Annotated in this window: 18 protein-coding genes and 1 pseudogene; 6 read left to right on the plus strand and 13 right to left on the minus strand. The window is 64.9% G+C overall.

Translation table 11 applies throughout. The features are described 5' to 3' along the window. Nucleotides 1-36: 36 nt before the first annotated feature. Nucleotides 37-273, minus strand: a complete 237-nt coding sequence (locus NJF35_RS00345) for a DUF3820 family protein (protein WP_225788564.1) — start codon at nucleotides 271-273, stop codon at nucleotides 37-39. Then, complete coding sequence (locus NJF35_RS00350; protein WP_225788565.1) at nucleotides 270-407, minus strand: hypothetical protein; 138 nt, start codon at nucleotides 405-407, stop codon at nucleotides 270-272. Before NJF35_RS00350 ends, NJF35_RS00345 begins: the two co-directional genes overlap by 4 nt. A gap of 66 nt (nucleotides 408-473) precedes the next feature. On the opposite strand from NJF35_RS00350, the gene NJF35_RS00355 reads away from it, so the two are divergent. Continuing rightward, nucleotides 474-950, plus strand: a complete 477-nt coding sequence (locus NJF35_RS00355) for a ferritin-like domain-containing protein (RefSeq protein WP_225788566.1) — start codon at nucleotides 474-476, stop codon at nucleotides 948-950. 75 nt (nucleotides 951-1,025) lie between these two features. On the opposite strand, the gene NJF35_RS00360 is transcribed toward NJF35_RS00355, so the two are convergent. The 7 genes from NJF35_RS00360 to NJF35_RS00390 all read right to left on the minus strand — a co-directional run bounded on the left by NJF35_RS00360 (nucleotide 1,026) and on the right by NJF35_RS00390 (nucleotide 10,914). Further along, nucleotides 1,026-2,522, minus strand: coding sequence for a sensor domain-containing diguanylate cyclase (locus tag NJF35_RS00360; protein WP_253090646.1), 1,497 nt, complete (start codon nucleotides 2,520-2,522; stop codon nucleotides 1,026-1,028). 180 nt (nucleotides 2,523-2,702) lie between these two features. Continuing rightward, the gene (locus NJF35_RS00365; protein ID WP_225788567.1) at nucleotides 2,703-4,031 is read right to left on the minus strand and encodes an OprD family porin; all 1,329 of its coding nucleotides are present in this window, start codon (nucleotides 4,029-4,031) and stop codon (nucleotides 2,703-2,705) included. A 205-nt stretch (nucleotides 4,032-4,236) separates the two neighbouring features. Continuing rightward, nucleotides 4,237-4,461 carry a hypothetical protein gene (locus NJF35_RS00370; RefSeq protein ID WP_225788568.1) on the minus strand — a complete coding sequence of 75 codons (225 nt, stop codon included), beginning with the start codon at nucleotides 4,459-4,461 and terminating at the stop codon, nucleotides 4,237-4,239. 129 nt (nucleotides 4,462-4,590) lie between these two features. Then, a complete protein-coding gene (locus tag NJF35_RS00375) occupies nucleotides 4,591-6,003 on the minus strand; it encodes a heavy metal sensor histidine kinase (protein ID WP_225788569.1) in 1,413 nt (470 codons plus the stop codon). Further along, on the minus strand, nucleotides 5,978-6,652 hold the full coding sequence (locus tag NJF35_RS00380) for a heavy metal response regulator transcription factor (protein ID WP_225788570.1): 675 nt from the start codon (nucleotides 6,650-6,652) through the stop codon (nucleotides 5,978-5,980). The genes NJF35_RS00375 and NJF35_RS00380 overlap by 26 nt, the downstream gene beginning before the upstream one ends. A 9-nt stretch (nucleotides 6,653-6,661) precedes the next feature. Next, nucleotides 6,662-9,754, minus strand: a complete 3,093-nt coding sequence (locus NJF35_RS00385) for a multidrug efflux RND transporter permease subunit (protein ID WP_225788571.1) — start codon at nucleotides 9,752-9,754, stop codon at nucleotides 6,662-6,664. After that, on the minus strand, nucleotides 9,751-10,914 hold the full coding sequence (locus NJF35_RS00390) for an efflux RND transporter periplasmic adaptor subunit (protein WP_225788572.1): 1,164 nt from the start codon (nucleotides 10,912-10,914) through the stop codon (nucleotides 9,751-9,753). Before NJF35_RS00390 ends, NJF35_RS00385 begins: the two co-directional genes overlap by 4 nt. A 234-nt stretch (nucleotides 10,915-11,148) precedes the next feature. Between NJF35_RS00390 and NJF35_RS24775 the strand changes: the two are divergent. Next, nucleotides 11,149-11,418: pseudogene (locus NJF35_RS24775) on the plus strand (PAS domain-containing protein); the annotation flags it as partial. A gap of 198 nt (nucleotides 11,419-11,616) precedes the next feature. Beyond that, the gene (locus tag NJF35_RS00395; protein ID WP_410046054.1) at nucleotides 11,617-12,720 is read left to right on the plus strand and encodes a methyl-accepting chemotaxis protein; all 1,104 of its coding nucleotides are present in this window, start codon (nucleotides 11,617-11,619) and stop codon (nucleotides 12,718-12,720) included. 169 nt (nucleotides 12,721-12,889) lie between these two features. On the opposite strand, the gene NJF35_RS00400 is transcribed toward NJF35_RS00395, so the two are convergent. The 4 genes from NJF35_RS00400 to norR all read right to left on the minus strand — a co-directional run bounded on the left by NJF35_RS00400 (nucleotide 12,890) and on the right by norR (nucleotide 16,577). Next, a complete protein-coding gene (locus NJF35_RS00400; protein WP_253090568.1) occupies nucleotides 12,890-13,624 on the minus strand; it encodes a YkgJ family cysteine cluster protein in 735 nt (244 codons plus the stop codon). Then, nucleotides 13,624-13,935, minus strand: a complete 312-nt coding sequence (locus NJF35_RS00405) for a hypothetical protein (RefSeq protein ID WP_225788575.1) — start codon at nucleotides 13,933-13,935, stop codon at nucleotides 13,624-13,626. Before NJF35_RS00405 ends, NJF35_RS00400 begins: the two co-directional genes overlap by 1 nt. 88 nt (nucleotides 13,936-14,023) lie before the next feature. After that, nucleotides 14,024-14,923, minus strand: coding sequence for a chemotaxis protein (locus NJF35_RS00410; protein WP_225788576.1), 900 nt, complete (start codon nucleotides 14,921-14,923; stop codon nucleotides 14,024-14,026). Nucleotides 14,924-15,026: 103 nt separating this feature from the next. Next, nucleotides 15,027-16,577 carry a nitric oxide reductase transcriptional regulator NorR gene (gene norR / locus NJF35_RS00415; protein WP_225788577.1) on the minus strand — a complete coding sequence of 517 codons (1,551 nt, stop codon included), beginning with the start codon at nucleotides 16,575-16,577 and terminating at the stop codon, nucleotides 15,027-15,029. A gap of 156 nt (nucleotides 16,578-16,733) precedes the next feature. Here norR and hmpA point away from each other — a divergent pair, with 156 nt between their 5' ends. From hmpA to cyoA, 3 genes are all read left to right on the plus strand, one after another. Next, nucleotides 16,734-17,912 carry an NO-inducible flavohemoprotein gene (gene hmpA, locus NJF35_RS00420; protein ID WP_225788578.1) on the plus strand — a complete coding sequence of 393 codons (1,179 nt, stop codon included), beginning with the start codon at nucleotides 16,734-16,736 and terminating at the stop codon, nucleotides 17,910-17,912. Nucleotides 17,913-18,516: 604 nt separating this feature from the next. Next, a complete protein-coding gene (locus NJF35_RS00425; protein ID WP_225788579.1) occupies nucleotides 18,517-19,023 on the plus strand; it encodes a disulfide bond formation protein B in 507 nt (168 codons plus the stop codon). Between the two features lie 556 nt (nucleotides 19,024-19,579). Beyond that, nucleotides 19,580-20,524 (plus strand): ubiquinol oxidase subunit II, encoded by a 945-nt coding sequence (gene cyoA / locus NJF35_RS00430; RefSeq protein ID WP_225788580.1) that lies wholly within the window; start codon nucleotides 19,580-19,582, stop codon nucleotides 20,522-20,524. Nucleotides 20,525-20,527: the final 3 nt, after the last annotated feature.

Raw genomic sequence — 20,527 nt, forward strand, 5'->3', positions numbered from 1 at the left:
AAGCTGCAAGTTGCAAGAGGCGCTGGGGCTGGCTTCTTATGGTTTGCGGCTTGTGGCTTGCAACTGGGATCGCAATGGCGTCAGCAACTCGCCCAATCCGTTGTGATCGATTTCGTACATCAAGGCCAGCAAGCTGCCCAACTCACCGGATGGGAAGCCCTTGCGGGCGAACCAGGCCAGGTAGTCGCCTGGCAGGTCGGCGATCAGGCGGCCCTGGTACTTGCCGAAGGGCATGGTGCGGGTGAGCAGTCGTTGCAGGGATTCGGGCTTCATGGGCGGGCCTGGCGGGTGAAAGGCTCCGACCATACTGCAATCTGCACGAAGCCCCAAGCGGCGATCATGCAGAACGCCTCGTTCGGTCTTTCCTTGCCTTTGGCTATCTGATTGATTTTGGATGGTTTTTTCATGGGGTTTGGCTTGGCACGAAGGCTGCTCCAACCTTGGTGACTATCACCTGCCAAGGAGTTTGTGCCATGAGCAATCCGAACAAAGACGTGATCGACGTGCTCAACGACCTGATCGAATACAGCAAGGACGGCGAGAAGGGGTTCAAGGAGTCGGCCGATGATGTCAAGAATGCCGAGCTGAAGGCCTTTTTCGTCCAGCGGGCCGGGGAGTGCGCCAATGCCGCCGCCGAGCTGCAGGGCGAGGTGCGTCGCCTGGGTGGCGATCCGGAAACCTCCACCAGCCTCAGCGGCGACCTGCACCGGGGTTGGGTCAACTTCAAGTCGATGCTGACCGGCAAGAGCGAGGAGGCGGTGCTCAACGAGGTCGAGCGTGGCGAGGACTTCGCCCTGAAGGCCTACAAGGACGCCCGTGAGAAGCTGGTCAAGCTCGGCCGTACCGCCAGCGACGAGACCTATGCCCTGGTGGAGAGGCAGTTGCAGGGCGTGCAACGCAACCATGACCAGGTCAAGGCTCTGCGTGATGCTGCGCGTGCACGCTCCTAAGGCCAGTCCAGCGGTGAATCGATGGGGCTGCTACGCAGCCTTTGCCAGGCCCAACGGTGTACGAAAGGCCTAGGTCTACTCCAGTGGGCCCTCCACCCGGTTGCGGCCATTGGCCTTGGCCCGGTAGAGGGCTTCGTCCGCCGTGCCCAGCAGGCCTGCCAGGTCTTGCTGGGTACCGGGGGTATAGAGGCCGATGCCGATGCTGACGGTCACTGGCCGGGCATCACTGTCGAAGGACGGCATTTGCTGGACGCTGGCGCGGATGCGTTCGGCCAGCAGGCGGGCGCCGGACAGTTCGGTTTCCGGTAGCACCACTTGGAATTCCTCGCCGCCGTAGCGTGCCGCCAGGTCCGCGGGACGGCGGATGCAGCGCTCTATGGTTCGGGCCACCTCGCGCAAGGCATGGTCGCCGCCGGCGTGGCCATGGCGCTGGTTGTACGCCTTGAAATGATCCACATCCACCATGAGGATCGCCAGCGGCTGGCGATTGCGCTGGGCGCGTGCCCATTCCTGGCGCAGCACCTGGTCCAGTTGCCGGCGGTTGGCCAGGCCCGTGAGGCTGTCGGTGGCGGCCAGGGCCGCGAGGCCTTGCTCGGCGTCGTGGCGGCGGCGCAATTCGCGGGCCAGCAGCAGGGTCAGCCAGAGGATGCCGATGCACAGGATGCCGGTCGCCACGCTGACCAGGGCTGCCGTGCGCCGCCACGACTGGAAGACCTCGTCGGTGGAATGCGCCACCAGGACGATGAGCGGCAGGTCGCCCACCCGGGCGAAGGTGTACATGCGCTGGGCGCCGGAAGCCCCGGAAGGGGCCGTGAAGCTGCCGCTGTGTTCGCTGAGGATGCGCTGGAAGTTCGCACGTGCGCTGAAATCGCTGCCGATCAGCGGGGCCTGCGGGCGGCTGGGTTGGCGCGCCAATAGCTGGCCATCGGTATTGAGCAGGTTGATGCTGCTGTCGGTGCCGATGTCCAGGCGCTCGAACAACTGGCTGAAATAGGACAACCGCAGCACCCCCATGGCCAACCCGGCGAATTCGCCATCGGTCCTGGAGATACGCCGGCTGAAGCTGATGCACCAGTCGAGGTTGCCCCAGCGGGCCTGGAAGGGCGGGCTGATGAACAGGCCCAGGCCTGGGTTGTCGCGATGGGCCTGGAAGGCTACGGAGTCGGCGAGGCTGGCCTGGCGTGGCACCACGTTGAGCGAATCACCGCGCACCTCGCCCTTGGCGTCGAGCCAGAGGATGTTCCCGCGCACCGGCGCGGCGAAGGTCTGGTTGAACAGGATCTGTTGGCGTAGCTGCGAGCGTACCTGCAGCAGGTCGGGGTGCTGTACCGCCCAGATCAGCCTGCGCAGGGACTGGTCGTAGAGTTCGACGTTGCGCAGGATATCGCTCTCGATGAGTTGGACGATGTTGCTCGAGGAGCGCTTGGCCGATTGCTCGACGCTGTCCCGCTCGCGGGCCAGCAGATAGCTGACGATGGCGACGATGGCGAGCACGGCCAGGCAGCTGCCCAGGTTGAGGATCAGCTCGGGCTGCGATCTGGACAGGGAGGAACGCGGTGATCGAGTAGGCAACGTCATGCTCGCTACTGCATAAGCCCCTCTGTCCGTGAGGGTAGGGCTATTACGCGGCGGCCTCATTCTAGGCAAGCGGCAATGGCCGGACAAGAGCTAGCGCGGCTGTCCGACGGAATGAGCGGGTTGACGTGGTGTGGGGCTGCGAAACAGCCCCAAAAGCCGCTGAGCGTCAGCCGGTCAGAACACGTTCAGTGGGTAGTCGACGATCACCCGGTACTCGTCCATGTCACGGTCCACCGAGGAATAGCCCTGGCTGCCACGGTGGCTGGCATAGCGCAGTAGCACCGAAAGGTCCTTGAGGCTGCCTTCCTGGAACACGTACTGCACGTCCAGGTCACGTTCCCAATGCATGGCGTTCTTGCCGTCGGGATTGTAGTAGTCGTAATGGCGGTTGCCCGGGGCGGGCTTGGTCAGGTCCAACTCACCGCGCGAATACGACAGCGACGAACTCAGGCCCGGGATACCCAGGCCGGCGAAGTCATAGTCGTACTGCAGCTTCCACGAACGCTCGTTGGGGCCGTTGAAGTCCGAGTACATGCGCGAGTTGTCCAGGTACACGCTATCGCCCAGGTTGATGTAGTCGAACGGCGTGTCGCCATTGACCCGCTGGTAGGCGGCGGTGACGCTGTGGTACCCGGCATTGACGGTGAAGTGCACGCTGTAGGTGTTGTTGTCGATGTCGCCGAGCAGCGCCTGGCCGGTGTCCTGGGTGTGGTAGAAGTGCAGGCCCGGATTGAAGCTGACCAGGTCGTTGACCACGTAGGTGTAGTCGAAGTCGAAGTAGTACTGGTTCCAGATGTCCTTCAGCTCGGCGGCATACAGGTTGCTGGTGATGCTCTCGCTGCCGCTCCAGGACGCACCGGCCCAGGTCAGGTGCTGGCTCTTGGTGCCATCGTCGAGCGTGCCGTAGTAGGTGTCGATACGGCGGTGGCCGCTCTGGTTGTACGGCTTGGTGAAGCTGACCTGGCCACCTTCGAGCAGCAGGCCGTCGATGCTGGTGTTGGTCAGGCTCACGCCACGGAAGGTCTGCGGCAGCATGCGCGTCTCGCCACCGGCGATCACCGGGTTGGTGAGGAACAGGTCACCGGCCTTGAGTTCGGTGTCGAAGGCCTTGAACTTGACGGCGGCGCCGGCGGTGGAGAACGAGTGCGGCGCGGCGCCCAGCTCACCGTCGTCCTCGATGTGCTCCGGCAGGAGGCTGGTGCCGGCATGCCCGCCGCCACCATCGAGCTTCAGGCCGAGCATGGCGTGGGCATCGAGGCCAAAGCCGATCACGCCCGGGGTATAGCCGGACTCGAAGCGGGCGACGAAGCCCTGCCCCCATTCACGGTTGTCGTTGTGGCCGCGGTCCAGCTGGTTGCGGTGGAAGTAGGCGTTGCGAAAATGCAGGTTCAGGGACGCGCCTTCGATGAAGCCCTCAGCCTTGTCTTCATCGGCCTGTGCGGCAAGCGGCATCGTTGCGGCCAATGCAACGAACAACGGGGTGAAACGAAACGCGGAAGACACCGGTACGAGCTCCTTTGGTCTGGCGGTGGGGCAGTTTTTATTGTCGGGTTTACAACTTTCTTATGAAGTACGTAACAGCCTGGCTGAGAGTTTCGAGCACATAAAAAAAGCCGCTGATCGGCAGCGGCTTTGAAAGGCTAACATATCGACACGGGCAATGCCCATGGAGTAGCCAAGGGAAAAAGGAGAGCGTTCGAAGTGCCGATCAGCTATCGGCATTATCGTCGGTAACGGCCTTGGATGCGGTCTGTTGTGCGTCTTTCACGCTGTCGGCCTTCTGCGCGGCATAGGCTTCGCGGGCTTGTTGGTGAACAGCGGAAAGTGCGGCGTTACGGGCAACGAAGGCCGGCGATTCTTCGGCCATGGCCAGGGGCGACAACAACAGGGAAGACAGGACGAAAACGCTGGCAACACCCATACTGTTGGACATTTGGAACAACCTTCTTGCGGGGCAAGTGCTAATTGAGACAGGCGTAAGTTAGCCCCGTCGACGCCCTGGAAACAGAGCGAAGTTGGATAAGCACCGTTGCGTAAAAGGTAATGATCGAGTGGCCAACGTTCAGGCTTTTGTCGCAAACCCGCGCAGTTGAGCGCTCGGCAGGCGGATACCGAAGGTGTTGGCCCCCCCTTTGCTGTGCACGAAGACCTCGCCACCATGCATCAGGGCGATGGCCTTGACGATCGCCAGGCCCAGGCCATGGTTGCCGCCGCCACTGTTGCTGCGGGCGGCATCGACCCGGTAGAAGCGCTCGAACAGCAGCGGCAGGTGTTCCTCGGCGATGGCTGGGCCCGGGTTGCTCACGGCGATGCTGACCTGCTCGTTGCCGGCCTCGATGCGTACATCGATCACCTGGTGGGGCGCAGTGTGCTGCACGGCGTTGTTCAGCAGGTTGATCAGCGCCCGGCGCAGGTGGGCCTTCTCGATCGGTGCCTGGGCATCGCCGCTGACTGTGACGCTGACGTGGGCGTCTTCGAGGATGTAGTCCAGGTAATCGAGGGTCGTGGCCACTTCCTCGGCCAGCGAGGCCTGGGTCAGGGCGGTGACCTTGCTGCCCTGGTCGGCGCTGGCCAGGAACAGCATGTCGTTGATGATGCTGCGCAGGCGTTCGAGCTCCTCGAGGTTCGATTGCAGCACCTCGAAATAATGCTCGGCGCTGCGCCCGCGGGTCAGGGCTACCTGGGTCTGGCCGATCAGGTTGGTCAGCGGCGAGCGCAGCTCATGGGCGACGTCGGCGTTGAACGCCTCCAGCCGCGAGTACGCCAGGCTGACCCGGTCCAGCGCGGCGTTGAAGGCGTCGGCGAACTGCGCCAGCTCCGGGGCCAGGTCCTGGGTCCGCAGGCGTCCGTCCAGGTGCGGCGGGGCCAGCGCCTGGGCCTCGGTCGACAGGGCCTGCAGTGGCTTGAGGCCGATGCGCGCGACCCAGTAGCTGAGCAGCGAGGCCAGCAGCACGCCGAGCGCGGCGAGGCCGACGATGGCCACCAGCAGGCTGTGCTGGGCCTGCCAGAAGGTCTCGGTGTCGATACCGATGAGAAAGCGCAGCGGCGGGCGTTCGCCAAGGGCTGGCAGTTCGCTGACCAGCACCTTGTATGGATACGGATGCTCGGCCAGGCGCAAATCGCGCATGCCCTGCGGGCCTGCGGCGAAGCGACGGATCGCCTCGTCCGGTTGGCCGTACTCGTAGGCCGGGTCGCCGCTGACCACCCAGAAGCGGATACGCCGGTCTTCCTCGCCGAGCAGGTTGAGCTTGTTATGGATCTTGGCCCAGTGTTCCGGTGTGCCGTAGCGGTTGAGGGTGGACTCCAGCACGCTGAAGCGCGCGTCCAGTTCGGCTGCCGGCAGCAGGTCGAGGCTGCGGTCGACTTGGCGGTACAGGGCGCTGCCGATCAGCACGAACACCCCCAGGGCGACCAGGGTGAACAGCGCCGACAGGCGCAGGGCGATGGAGTTACCCCGCACGGTTTTCCAGGACATAGCCCATGCCTCGGATGGTGTGCAGCAGCTTGTTGTCGAAGGGCCCGTCGAGCTTGGCGCGCAGGCGCTTGATGGCCACCTCGACGACATTGGCGTCACTGTCGAAGTTGATGTCCCAGACCAGCTCGGCGATGGCGGTCTTGGACAGGATCTGGCCCTGCCGGCGAGCCAGCACGCTGAGCAGGGAGAACTCCTTGGCGGTCAGCTCCAGGCGCTGGCCGGCGCGGCTGGCCTTGCGGCTGAGCAGGTCGATCCACAGGTCGCCGACCTGGATCTGCAGCGGCTCGTGGCTGGTGCTGCGACGGGTCAGGGCCTGCAGCCGGGCGACCAGTTCGAGGAAGGAGAACGGCTTGCCCAAATAGTCGTCGGCGCCTTCGCGCAGGCCATGGATACGGTCCTCGACCCGCTCGCGGGCGGTGAGCATGATCACCGGCGTCTGCTTGCGCGCACGCAGGGCACGCAGCACCCCGTAGCCATCCAGCCCGGGGAGCATGACATCGAGCACGATCACCGCGTAGTCGCCTTCCAGGGCCAGGTGCAGGCCGTCGATACCGTCACGGGCCAGGTCGACGGTGAAGCCCTGTTCGCTCAGGCCGCGATGCAGGTAGTCGGCGGTTTTCTCTTCGTCTTCGATGATCAGCACACGCATGGTCTTGTCTCAACTGGCACTGGGCGCGACGGCCTTGGCGGCCTGGCGGCGGTGGAACAGACGCTCCAGGGCCAAGTATATGACCGGGGTGGTGAACAGCGTCAGGGCCTGGCTGACCAGCAGCCCGCCCACCACGGCGATCCCCAGGGGCTGGCGCAGCTCGGCGCCGGCGCCGAAGCCGAACATCAGCGGCAGCGCGCCGAGCAGGGCTGCCAGGGTGGTCATGATGATCGGCCGGAAGCGCGTCAGGCACGCCTGGTGGATCGCCTGCTCCGGTGTCAGCCCCTGGCGGCGCTGGGCATCCAGGGCGAAGTCGATGAGCAGGATGCCGTTCTTCTTGACGATGCCGATCAGCAGCACCACGCCGATCAGCCCCATGATGCTGAAGTCCTGGCCCATGGCCCAGAGCAGGATCAGTGCGCCGAGGCCCGCCGAGGGCAGGGTGGAAATGATGGTCAGCGGATGGACGAAGCTCTCGTAGAGCACGCCGAGGATGATGTACACCGCCACCAGCGCGGCCAGAATCAACCATGGCTGGCTCGACAGTGAGCTCTGGAACGCCTGTGCCGCGCCCTGGAAGTTGCCGACGATCGAGTCGGGCATGCCCAGTTCGCGCTGGGTGCGCTCGAGGATCTTCACCGCGTCGCCCAGGGCCACGCCCGGTGCCAGGTTGAACGACAGGTTGGCCGCCGGGAACAGGCCGTCGTGGCTGATCGACAACGGCCCGGTGCTCGGCGCGGCGACATGCGCCACCGCCGACAGCGGCACCATCTCGCCGGTCAATGGCGAGCGCAGGTAGAAGTAATTCAGGCTCTCGGCCTTGCCACGCTGGCGGGCGTCGAGTTCGAGGATCACCTTGTACTGGTTGGTCTCGGTCTGGAATTCGCTGATCTGCCGCTGGCCGAAGGCATCGTACAGCGCCTGGTCGACGTCGGCGGTGGTCAGGCCGAAGCGTGCCGCGGCCTGGCGGTCGATGTCGATACGGGTGACGCTGGCGCCCAACTGCAGGTCGTTGGACAGATCGCGCAGCGCCGGGATCTCGCGCAGGCGGTCGGTCAGGCGCTGGGTCCAGAGGTTCAGGGCGACGCCGTCGTTGCTCTTGAGCACGTACTGGTACTGGGTACGCGAAGGCCCGGAGCTGAGGTTGATGTCCTGGCCAGCGCGCATGTACAGGACGATCCCCGGCACCTGGGCAAGCTTGGGGCGTAGCCGGTCGATCAGCTCGCTGGCCGAGACGTCGCGTTCGCCGCGTGGCTTGAGGGCGATCCAGAAGCGGCCGTTGGCGATGGTCTGGTTGCTGCCGGTCACGCCGACGGCGTGGGAGAAGGCGCGTACTGCAGGGTCTGCCTCGATGATCTTCGCCAGGGCTTGGTGCTTCTCGATCATCGAGGGGTACGACACGTCCGCCGCCGCCTCGGTGGTGCCGAGGATGAAACCGGTGTCTTGCAGCGGGAAGAAGCCCTTGGGGATGGCCACGTAGCCGGCCACTGCCAGCGCCAGGGTCAGGCCGAACACACCGAGGGTCAGGCGCTGGTGGGCCAGGGCATGGTCCAGGCCTTTCTCGTACCAGCGCACCAGGCGCTGGCCGAGGCCGCCATGCTGGTGTGCCGGCGGGCGGCGCATGAACAGGGCGCAGAGGGTCGGTGCCAGGGTCAGTGACACCACCACCGAGATCAGGATGGTGGCGGTGGCGGTCAGGGCGAATTCCTTGAACAGCCGGCCGACCACTCCGCCCATGAACAGCAGCGGGATGAACGCGGCGATCAGCGAGAAGCTGATCGACACCACGGTGAAGCCGATCTCGCCGGCGCCCTTGAGCGCCGCGGTACGGCTGTCGTCGCCGGCCTCCAGGTGGCGGTGGATGTTCTCCACCACGACGATGGCATCGTCCACCACGAAGCCCACGGCGATGACGATGGCCACCAGGGTGAGGTTGTTCAGGCTGAAGCCGAACACGTACATCAGGGCGCAACTGGCGATCAGCGACACGCCGAGCACGCTGGAGACCACCAGGGTGGCCGACCATTGGCGCAGGAACAGCGCCATCACCCCGATCACCAGGGCCACGGCGATCATCAGGGTCAGCTCTACCTCGTGCAGCGAGGCGCGGATGGTCTGGGTGCGGTCGTTGAGCACCGACACCTCGACCGAGGCCGGGAGCATTTCCTGCAGCTTGGGCAGGGCGGCCATCACCCGGTCGACGGTATCGACGATGTTCGCCCCCGGCTGGCGGAAGATCACCAGGTTCAGCCCCGGGCGCTCGCCGGACCAGGCCCTGACGTAGGCGTTCTCGGCGCCCTGGATCACCTTGGCCACGTCGCGCAGGTGCACCGGTGCGCCGTCGCGGTAGGAGACGATCAACTGGGCGTAGTCCTCGGCGTGGAACAACTGGTCGTTGGCGGCGAGGGTCGAGACGCTGTGTTCGCCGTACAGGGCGCCCTTGGCCAGGTTCAGGCTGGTCTGCTGGATCGCCTGGCGCAGGTCGGCCAGGGTCAGGCCGATGGCGGCGAGTTTTTCTGGCTGGGCCTGGACGCGGATAGCCGGGCGCAGCTGGCCGGTGATGTTGATCAGGCCGACGCCGTCGATCTGGCTCAGTTGGCGGGCGAGCAGGGTCTCGGCGTAGTCGCTCAGTTCGTTGCCAGGCATCTGCGCGGAACTGACGGTGAGCACCAGCACCGGGCTGTCGGCCGGGTTGACCTTGCGCCAGGTGGGCGGGTTGGGCAGGTCCCGGGGCAGCCGTGCGGTGGCGGTGTTGATCGCCGCCTGGACTTCCTGGGCGGCGGTGTCGATGCTCTTGTCCAGGCTGAACTGCAGGATCAGCGTGGTCGAGCCCAGGGCGCTGCTGCTGGTCATCTGGGTCATGCCGGGAATGGCGCTGAACTGCACCTCCAGCGGCGTGGCCACCGAGGAGGCCATGGTCTCGGGGCTGGCGCCGGGCAACTGGGCGGTGACCTGGATGGTCGGGAAGTCGGCCTCCGGCAGGGGCGCCACGGGCAGGCGCGGGAAGGCGATGACACCGAGCAGGACCAAGGCGAAGGTCAGCAACAGGGTCGCCACCGGGTGGTCGATGCACCAGGCCGACAGGCCATTGCGGGTGTTCATGGCTGGCTCCGGCGGTCGGCCATTTCCGCTGGGGCGGGCGCTTCGGGAGTGACCTCGACCTGGGCGCCGGGCTTGAGCCGCGACTGCCCGTCGAGCACCAGGCGGTCACCCGGCTCGACACCGGCGACGATGTTCAGGGTGCTGTCCTGGTACAGCACCTTGACCGGCACGCTGGTCACCTTGTCACCGTCCAGGCGGTAGACGAAATGGCCGTCGATGCCGCGCTGCACCACGGGCGGTGGAACCACCAGGGCACTTTGCTCCACCGCGGTGCGCAGCTTGACGGTCACCAGTTGGCCGGGCCACAGATGGCCGTCCTTGTTGTCGAACTCGGCCTTGACCCGCACGGTGCCGGTGTTGGCCGATACCTGGTTGTCGATCAGGGCCAGGTGACCTTCGCCGAGCAGGCGGCTCTCGCCGTCGGCATCCAGGTAGGCTTGCACCAGCGCCGGGGTCGGTGCGTTCAGCAGGCTCTGCAAGGTCGGCAGCATCTGCTGGGGCAGGGCGAACTCCACGGCGATCGGGTCGATCTGGGTGACGCTGAACAGGCTGCGGGTATCGCTGGTGCGCACCAGGTTGCCCGGGTCGACATTGCGGATGCCGACCCGGCCGGTCACCGGCGAACGGACCTGCGTGTACGACAGCTGCACCTCGGCGTTGGCGATGGCGGCTTGGTTGCCCTTGACCGTGGCCTGCAACTGGTTGACCAGCGCCTGCTGCTGGTCGAGGGTCTGCTTGGACACGCCGTCGTCGCTGCTGAGCAGGCGGTAGCGCTTGAGGTCCACACCGGCGACCTGCAGTTGTGCCTGGCTCTGGCCCAGTTGGGCGCGGGCCTGGTCGAGGCTGGCGCGGATCGCCCGGTCGTCGAGGGTGGCGAGCAGGTCGCCCTGCTTGACCCATTGCCCTTCCTTGACCAGCACCCGGGTCAGTACGCCTTCGACCTGCGGGCGTACCTCGACGCTGTGCAGCGACAGCACCGAGCCGATGGCGCTGGTGTAGCGTGGTACGTCCTGCCGGGCGACGCTGACCACCCGCACCGGAATGGCGTTCTGCGCGCGCACGCTGGGCGCCTCCTGGCGTTGGCTCAGCCACCCGCCCAGGGCCGCCAGGATGAGAAGTGCCAGGGCGGCGAGGACGAGGGATCGGGATGGAGGTCGCATCGGGTCGGGCACCGTAGCCGAAGGATGGGGAAGCGGTTCTGTCCTGATCAAGCTTATAGCGCCTGGATCGGGTCGGCAGCGTGACGCCAGGCTGACAGGGCTGTCAGTTTCGGCTCATTGATGGCCAATTGCCAAGATGCTGCCGTGGATCAATGTTTCATCGGGATTTGTGCCTAAAGTCGTATGCCCTGCCGATTTTCCCAACAAGAACGAGTGCCTCCGATGAAGTGCAATATGCCTGTTACCGGTCGCCAAGTGGATTACCCCGGCGATGCCAACATCCTGTCCACCACCGACCTGGACAGCCTGATCACCTATGCCAACGACGATTTCGTGCGTATCAGCGGTTTCACCCGCGACGAATTGCTGGGCAATGCGCACCATATCGTGCGGCACCCAGACATGCCGAGCCAGGCGTTCGAACAGATGTGGCAGGCACTCAAAGGAGGGCGCTCGTGGATGGGGCTGGTGAAGAATCGCTGCAAGAACGGCGATCATTATTGGGTCAGCGCCTTCGTCTCGCCGATCAGCAGTGGCGGCAAGACCATCGAGTACCAGTCGGTGCGCACCCGGCCCAGCGTCGAGCAGGTGGCCGCGGCCGAGCGCTGCTACGCGCGCTTGCGCGAGGGGCGCAGGCACTGGTGCGAGCGCTTGCCGGTGTTGGGCCTGGGCATGCGCCTGTCGTTCGGGGTGGCGGCGATCGTGGCGCTGGTGCTTGGGGCGGGGCAGTGGTGGCAGGGGGCACCCTGGTTGCCGACGCTGTTGGAGGTCGTGCTGGCTGCGGGCCTTAGCAGCGCGTTGATCCTGATGTTGCTGCGCCCGTTCGAACGCCTGCGCAGGCAGGCCCTGGCGATCGCCGACAATCCGCTGAGCCAGCAGTTGTATACCGGGCGGCGCGACGGCGTTGGCCAGATCGAGTTCGCCATGCGCATGCTCAAGGCCCAGCTGGGCGCGGTGGTGGGGCGCATCGGCGATACCTCGGCGCGCCTGGCCGGGCATTCCGGTGCCTTGGTGGATGCTTTGCAGGCCAGCCATGCCAACAGCCTGGAACAACAGGACGAAGCCGACCAGGTGGCCACCGCGATCCACCAGATGAGCGCCAGCGTGGCCCAGGTGGCCAGCAGCGCGCAGCTGGCCTCCATGGCCGCCGACCAGGCCGAGGGCGAGACCCAGTCCGGTCACCAGCTGGTCGACCGCAATCGCTGCGCCATACAGGACCTGGCCGGCTCGCTGGTGGAGGCCAGCGAGGTGGTGCGGCAACTGGAAAACCACAGCAGCGAAATTTCGGGGGTACTCGATGTGATCCGTGGCATTGCCGAGCAGACCAATCTGCTGGCGCTCAATGCTGCGATCGAGGCGGCCCGGGCTGGCGACCAGGGGCGAGGCTTCGCCGTGGTCGCCGACGAGGTGCGCGGCCTGGCCCAGCGCACGGCGCAGTCGACCCACCAGATCCAGCGCATGATCGCCACCTTGCAGGAGGGCGCCCGCGCCGCGGTGCAGGTGATGCAGCAGAGCAGCGCCCATGCCGGGCACAGTGTCGAGCAGGCGCAACTGGCCAGTGGTGCGCTGGACAGCATCAGTGCACGGGTCAACCAGATCAACGAGATGAGCCTGCAGATCGCGGCGGCGGTGGAGCAGCAGAGCCGGGTCAGCGAGAGCATCAACCGCAACATCGTCATCATCCGCCAGGCCAGCGAGGCGACCGTCGACGTTGGCCAGCGCAGCCACAGCAGCGCCAGCGACGTGGCTGACCTGGCCCAGGACCTGCGGCGTCTGGCGGATGAGTTCTGGCGGCGTTGTCAGTGAGTGTTTCGTTGTGGGCCATGCTCTGCATCTGGGTCTGCAAAGCAGCCCCAGGATGACAAGCGCCGCTTGGGGTCGTGTCGGTCCCGCATGATAAGGATTGCAGGGGCCATGTTGGAGCGTGCTTGCCCGCGAAAAGACCAGCACCGACTACTGAGTAGGCGAGCCCGCCTCAAAACCCGATGAAGGCGTAGTACAGCGGCGCTTCGCCAATGGTGCGCAGACCACGGCCGTGCAGTTGTTCGACCAGGGCCGGGTCCTGCACATGCAAGGCCCAGGTGGCGCCCTGGTCGCTTGGCTCCTGTTCCAGCGTCGAGGCAAACGCCCCCATGTCCGGCAGCCAGGCCGTGAACCCATTGCCCTTGAGTGCGCTGGTGGTCATGCCCAGGGCCTGGCAGATGACAACCTTGGCGGCGATGTCGTCACGGTCGGCCTGGCGCGAGGCTTCGATCAACGCCATCAGTTGTGGGTCGACCGGCAGGTTGCCATGGATCAGCGCGGGGCCTTGTTTCCACGCCTCGGGCGGGCAGTCCTTGTTTTCCGGGCGCAAGGGCAGGTGCGGGTTGATCTCCGCCGGGTAGATGCGGCACACCAATGGGCGCGTCTCGTAGATGGTGCACAGGTCGTTGGCGTCCAGGTTGCGGCAGCGCCCTGGGTTGAAGGCTGCGAAGGTCACCGAGACGCGCATCTCGGTAGTGCCGCAGGCGACCGGGTAGGAGCGGCGCAGCACGTGTTCGCGCTGCTCGCTGGGCATGCCGGGGCCGTCGGTAACGAAAGCCTCGATCAGCACCACCACCTGGCCACCGGCTGCCGCCCATTGGCGGGACTCGGCCAGGGTCAGCGGTACATGGTGGCCGGTGCAGCACTTGCCACAGCCGGTACAGGCGAAACGGATGTGCTGGTCCACTAGTAGGCGCCCGGATTCCACTCGCTGACGACGGCCTGCTTGCGCTGGCGGTCGTACAGGCACAGCTCGGTGCCCGTGCGTTGTTGCATGTGCTTCTGTGGGTAGACGCCTTCGATCAGCAGGGCGCTGTAGCCGACCTGGTCGTCGAACTCGACGGGCTTGCCACGGGCGTGGGCATCCTTGAACTGGCTGGCGGCCAGGCAGCTCTTGAGCATCTGCTGGCGCTGCTCGTTCCAGGCCTGGCTGCTGGAGGCCAGGGCGGCGGTGCTGAACAGGGTACAGGCAAGCAGGAGGTAACTGGGAAATTTCATACACGGTACCGGCAAAGAACAACCGAGAAGCGCGAATTATGCCCGAGTCCTCCCCTGCATCAAGCCAGGGAGTTTGTCGCTGGATATATCAGTGTTCGGCGAACACCACCGCCCTTGCCGCCAGCACCAGGCAATCGGTCAGCTCCGGCGAGGAGAACTTGGTGAGGATGGCGTTGGCCCCGGCCAACCTGGCCTTTTCGGCGCTCATGGTGCTGTCCAGCGAGGTGTGCAGCAGGACGTACAGGTGCTGGAAATCCGGTGTCTCGCGCAGGGTGCGGGTGAAGGCGTAGCCGTCCATCTCGGACATCTCGATGTCGGAGACGACGATATTGATCTCCCGCTCGGTGCCTTGCAGTTCCAGCAGAACGTTGATGGCGTCCTTGGCGCTGCGTGCGGTATGGCACTCGATGCCCAGGTTGCGCAGGGTATGCACCGACTGCTGTAGGGCCACTTGGCTGTCGTCGACCACCAGGATGTTGGCTGCCGCCAGCAGGCTAGCGTCCTCCTCGCTCAGTTCGCCGGGGTGTGGCTCGGCTTCGGGTGGCGCGATGGCGTGGATGACCTTTTCGATGTCCAGCACCTGCACCAGGGTGTTGTCGACCCGGGTCACGCCGGTGATGAACGAGCGGTTGCCCGAGCCATAGGGCGGCGGCTTGATGTCCGTGCTCAGGCAATGGACGATGCGGCTCACGGCCTGGACATGCAGGCCCTGGCGCGAGCGGCTGATCTCGGTGACGATCAGGCAGCCGCCGTCGGGGTCGGCCAGGGGGCGTTCGCCGATGGCGCGAGACAGGTCGATCACCGACAGCGAGTTGCCACGCAGGGTGGCCACGCCCTTCACGTGGGGGTGCGACTCGGGCAGCTTGGTCAGCGGCGGGCAGGGGATGATCTCGCTGACCTTGAGCAGGTTGATTGCCATCAGCTTGCCGCTGCGCAGGGTGAACAGCAGCAGGGACAACGAGTCCGCGCGGGCATTTTGCGTGGCCATGGGCAACCTTCGGGTTTGTCAGGAATAGAGGTGGATGCCGGGTTATCGGCATACCGGCACCAGGCTTTAGCTCGCCGGGGCCGCTGTGCGGCCCCGAATGGCTTCAGCGCAACCCCAGGCGCTTGGCCAATCGGCTGAGGTTGGCGCGGTCCAGCCCCAGCTCGCGGGCGGCGGAGGCCCAATTGTCCTGGTGGCGCTCCAGGCACGCTTCGATCAACCGGCGCTGGTAGTCATCCACCGCCTCGCGCAGGCCGCCCTCGGGCAGGCTGCCTATCGGCATGGGCGCGGGGGCAGGTTCGCTGCTGGCGGGCAGGACACTGCGCAGGTCCAGGTCGCCGGCCTCCAGCGTGAGGATACGCGGGCGCTCTGAGTGCTGACCGAGGGCCTTGAGCGCCGAGCGGCCGATCAGGTGCTCCAGTTCGCGCACGTTGCCTGGCCAGTCGTAGGCCAGCAGCGCGGCCTGGGCCTCGCTGCTCAGGCGCAGGCTGTTCAGGCCCAGGCGCGAACGGTTCTGTTCGAGGAAATAGCCGGCGATCAGCAGCACATCGCGGCCGCGCTCGCGCAGCGGCGGGACATGCAAGGGATACACGCTCAGGCGATGGTAGAAGTCAGCGCGGTAGCGGCCGTTGCGCACTTCCTCGGCCAGGTCGCGGTTGGTCGCGGCGATCAGGCGTACGTCCACTCGGTGTTCGCGGTCCGAACCCAGGCGCTGCAACTGGCCGCTCTGCAGCACGCGCAACAGCTTGGCCTGCACGGTCAGGGGCAGTTCCCCCACCTCGTCGAGGAACAGGGTACCGCCGTTGGCCAGCTCGAACTTGCCACGGCGCTCGCCATGGGCGCCGGTGAAGGCGCCGCGAACATGGCCGAACAACTCGCTCTCGACCAAGGTATCGGGCAGGGCGGCACAGTTGAGGCTGATCAGCGGCTTGTCGGCACGGGCGCTGGCCTGGTGCAGGGCCTGGGCCACCAGCTCCTTGCCGACCCCGGTCTCTCCGGTGATCAGCACGGTCAGGTCGCTGCCACCGACCAGGCGGATTTCCTCCAGCAGGCGCTTGTGCGCCTTGCTCTGGCCAATCAACTCCTTGGCCTGGCTGCTGGCCTGGCGGTAGACCTCGGCACGCTGGTGCTCGTCCTCGGCGCGCAGGGCCAGGTCCTCGATGCGCTCGGCCACCGTGACGGTGGCCGCGGCCAGGCTGGCGAAGGCCTGCAGGGCATCCAGCTCGAGGCTCTGGAATTGCCCGGGGGTGAGGGCATCGAGGGTGACCAGGCCCCAGGGACGTTCATCGACCATCAGCGGGCAGCCCATGCAGTCATGCACTTCGAGGTCGGCGTGAGGGGCATTGACCAGGCCGTCATAGGGATCGGGCAGGTCGCTGTCGCTGGCGAAACGGGTCGGCTCGGTGCGGCTGAGCAGGATCTGGAAGCGCGGGTGCTCGCTGACCCGGAAGCGTCGGCCGAGGGTGTCGGCCGACAACCCATCGACCGCCAGCGGCACCAGCCATTCGCCATCCAGGCGCAGCAGCGCGGCGGCGTCGCACGGCAGTAGCCCGCGCATGGCCTGCAGCAAGCGGCGGTAGCGCTCCTGGTCGGGCAGGTCGCGGGACAGGTCGCTGACCAGGGGCAGCAGGGTGGTGAGCAGAGGCTTTGCGGTCATAAGGACTCCTGTTGGTCGATATGACTATACAGGGAATGCGGTCGTTTTGACTCTCTACCTGTCAAAGCCCCGAATTCATTGGCCCGCAGAGTTGGCACGATTGCTGATATAGCCAGGGCAGTCAAATTGAAGCCACAGGCTCAGGAGTCGTTGCAAATGCTCACTGCCGAACAACGTGCAATCATCAAGGCCACCGTCCCGCTGCTCGAAAGCGGTGGCGAGGCGCTGACCACCCACTTCTACAAGATGATGCTCAGCGAGTACCCCGAGGTGCGTCCGCTGTTCAACCAGGCCCACCAGGCCAGCGGCGACCAGCCGCGTGCCCTGGCCAACGGCGTGCTCATGTATGCCCGCCACATCGACCAGTTGGAGCAGCTCGGCGGCTTGGTGGGGCAGATCATCAACAAGCACGTCGCCCTGCAGATTCTCCCCGAGCACTACCCGATCGTCGGCAGCTGCCTGCTGCGCGCCATCGAGGAAGTGCTGGGCAAGGACATCGCCACCCCGCAGGTCATCGACGCCTGGGCCGCGGCCTATGGCCAGCTGGCCGATATCCTCATCGGCGCCGAGGAGAATCTCTATAAACAGAAGGAAGAGGCCGAGGGTGGCTGGCGCGGTACCCGCGAATTCCGCCTGGTGCGCCGCGAGCAGGAGAGCAGCGAGATCGTTTCGTTCTACTTCGCCCCGGTGGATGGCAAGCCGGTACTCAAGGCCGAACCGGGCCAGTACATCGGCCTGCAGTTGTTCATCGATGGCGTCGAGCAGCGCCGCAACTATTCCCTCTCGGCCCTGTGCGATGGCGAGCAATACCGCATCAGCGTCAAGCGCGAGGCTGGCGGCAAGGTGTCCAACTACCTGCATGACCAACTCATGGTCGGCCAGACCCTGCAGCTGTTCCCGCCATCGGGTGACTTCACCCTGGCCGCCAGCGACAAGCCGCTGGTGCTGATCAGCGGTGGCGTGGGCATCACCCCGACCCTGGCGATGCTCCAGGCGGCGCTGCAGACCCAGCGTCCGGTGCATTTCATCCATTGCGCGCGCAACGGCGCGGTGCATGCCTTCCGTGACTGGATCGATGGCCTGGCCGCGCGCCACCCGCAGCTCAAGCGCTTCTACTGCTACGCCGAGGACGATGGCAAGGGCGACGTCGACGCGGTGGGCCTGCTGAGCCAGGACCTGCTGGGCGAGTGGCTGCCGCGCGAGCGCGACGTGGATGCCTACTTCCTCGGCCCGAAAGGCTTCATGGCGGCGGTCAAGCGCCAGCTCAAGGGCCTGGGCGTACCGGAACAGCAGAGCCGCTACGAGTTCTTCGGGCCGGCGGCGGCGCTGGAGTGATGAGGCGGTAGCGGGGCAACGCCAGTCGGTCTAGTGGCATTGGGGCTGCTTTGCAGCCCATCGCCGGCAAGCCGGTTCCCACAGGAGGTCTGTGGTGCTCCACATATCGTGTGTCATGCACAAGACCCTGTGGGAGCCGGCTTGCCGGCGATGGGCCGCGAAGCGGCTCCACTAACGTCTGACCGACCGGCTCGTCGTGTCATCCCAATCGCTGGCAAGCCAGCTCTCGTGCACTGTGCTCCCGGACGTGGGTAATCGAGACGAAGCGTACGTGACATTGCCGTACGGGGGCTGGCTTGCCAGCGATTGGGCCTACCCTTTCTATCTATATAAGGAGAGATGAATCGGGCTGCGCCAATTTTCATCTTTAATCCTCCTTTAATCACTGTATCCTTCACTCCCGGGTGTCGAGGGGCTTGCGCCTGTCCGGCATCCGGGTTGCCGCATTTTGGCGGTCGACGTTGAACCGACGTCGTTGCGCCTGGTCTGAAGTCGTCTCCGGATAGCCCCGCGCAGTGCTATCACGCCGTTTCCTCGACGCACGTGTAGACTGCAGCCCTGGCAGGCGTGCAGGCGCTGCCACTATCCATCGAAGGAACCGGTCATGAACGAACAAACATTGCGCCTGAATCGCGAACGGCGCTTCCTGGTGCTGCTGGGGGTGATCTGCCTCTCCCTGATCGGTGGCGCGCTCTACATGCAGGTGGTCCTCGGCGAGGCGCCTTGCCCGTTGTGTATCCTGCAACGCTATGCGCTGCTGCTGATCGCCGTGTTCGCCTTCATCGCCGCCGCCATGCCTGGACGGCGCAGCCTGACCTTCTTCGAAGGCCTGGTGGTGCTCAGTGCGATCGGCGGAATCGTTGCGGCCGGCAACCATGTGTATATACTCGCCAACCCGGCAGTCAGTTGCGGCATCGATACCCTGCAGCCGATCGTCGACGACCTGCCCCTGGCGCGGGTCTGGCCGCTGGCGTTCCAGGTCGATGGTTTCTGCACCACGCCCTACCCGCCGATCCTGGGGCTGTCCCTGGCCCAATGGGCACTGTTGGCCTTCATCCTCACCGCCATCCTGGTGCCGCTGGGCATCTACCGGAACCGGCGTCGGGCTTAGACAAAAGTCCCGCTTCGAGGCGGGTCTTTTGCAGGGCGAGACAACAACCGAAACTCGCCTCCCGGTTGATCCAGATCAATAAAGAAGCCTTGCGCGATGCGGGTTTCAGGGCTATCAACCCGGGTGCGACAAACTGTCGCGAAGTTGATTTTTTGATCCGTATTGTTACGTATCCTGTAAAAGACTGTTGCTCAATAAGTCATAGTCAAGGGGGGGCGACCTATCTACAATCGCCCCCAATTTCCGTTCGGCACTGCTTGCGAGTCGCAGGATTGAAGGAAGCCGAGGCTCCTTTTGCTGACTTCGACAAGTTTCGCCCAACGGCGATACCGGGCGGACCTCCCTCCGCGTTTTCCCGCACCAAATGGACTTGGTCTGAAGTACAGGCCGTTAGCCTACGAAACCATAAGCACCGTAAACACGCTCGACGCCAGGTCCTGCAGTCGGACCACAGGCATGAGCGAATTCGAGCCCGAAATGCTGACGCTTGGCAGGACGAAGTGTTGGCGACCAAAACACAAATTGCATTGAAGCAAGCTGATCTAGAGGTCGTGAGATGAGTAAAAAGCGTTACCCCAGACTGTTTGGCATTTTGCCCTTTTTAGGCATGCTTTTACTCAGTGGGTGCAACTGGACCCTTCTCGATCCGAAGGGCCAGGTGGGCATTGAGCAGAAGAACCTGATCCTGATCGCCTTCGGCCTGATGATGCTGGTCGTCGTGCCCGTCATCATCATGACCCTGGTCTTCGCCTGGAAGTACCGTGCTTCCAACAAGTCCGCCACCTACACTCCCGACTGGTCGCACTCGACCAAGATCGAAGCCGCGGTGTGGATCATCCCGATCCTGATCATCATCGCCCTGGGTATCGTCACCTACAAGACCACCCACTCCCTCGACCCCTATCGCCCGCTGGACTCCGACGTGAAGCCGGTGCAGATCGACGTGGTCGCACTGGACTGGAAATGGCTGTTCATCTATCCGGAGCAGGGCATCGCCACGGTCAACAAGATCGTCTTCCCGGCCAACACCCCGGTCAACTTCCGCGTCACGTCCGACGCCGTGATGAACTCCTTCTTCATCCCAGGCCTGGGCGGCCAGATCTACGCCATGGCCGGCATGACCACCAAGCTGCACCTGATCGCCAACGAGAACGGCGAGTTCGACGGTATTTCCGCAAACTACAGCGGCGCCGGCTTCACCGGCATGAAGTTCAAGGCCATTGCGACTTCCGAGGCCGATTTCCAGGCCTGGATCGACGAAGTCAAGCAATCGCCGAAGAAGCTGGATAAGGCTGAATACGAAGCCTTGGCCAAACCTAGCGAAAACAACCCAGTCACGCTGTACAGCGAGGCATCGGCTGACCAGTTCCAGATCATCGTCGACAAGTACGAGGGTATGAACCGCGGTCGCCCGAGCCACGAAGAAGCAGGCAGCAAGGATCTGGCCACTACCAATGGTGTGGAGTCGAGTATGCAACCAGCTGCCGGGGCAGAGGAGTAAGAG

It is taken from the genome of Pseudomonas guariconensis (assembly GCF_024127895.1).
Taxonomy (GTDB): Bacteria; Pseudomonadota; Gammaproteobacteria; order Pseudomonadales; family Pseudomonadaceae; genus Aquipseudomonas; species Aquipseudomonas guariconensis_B.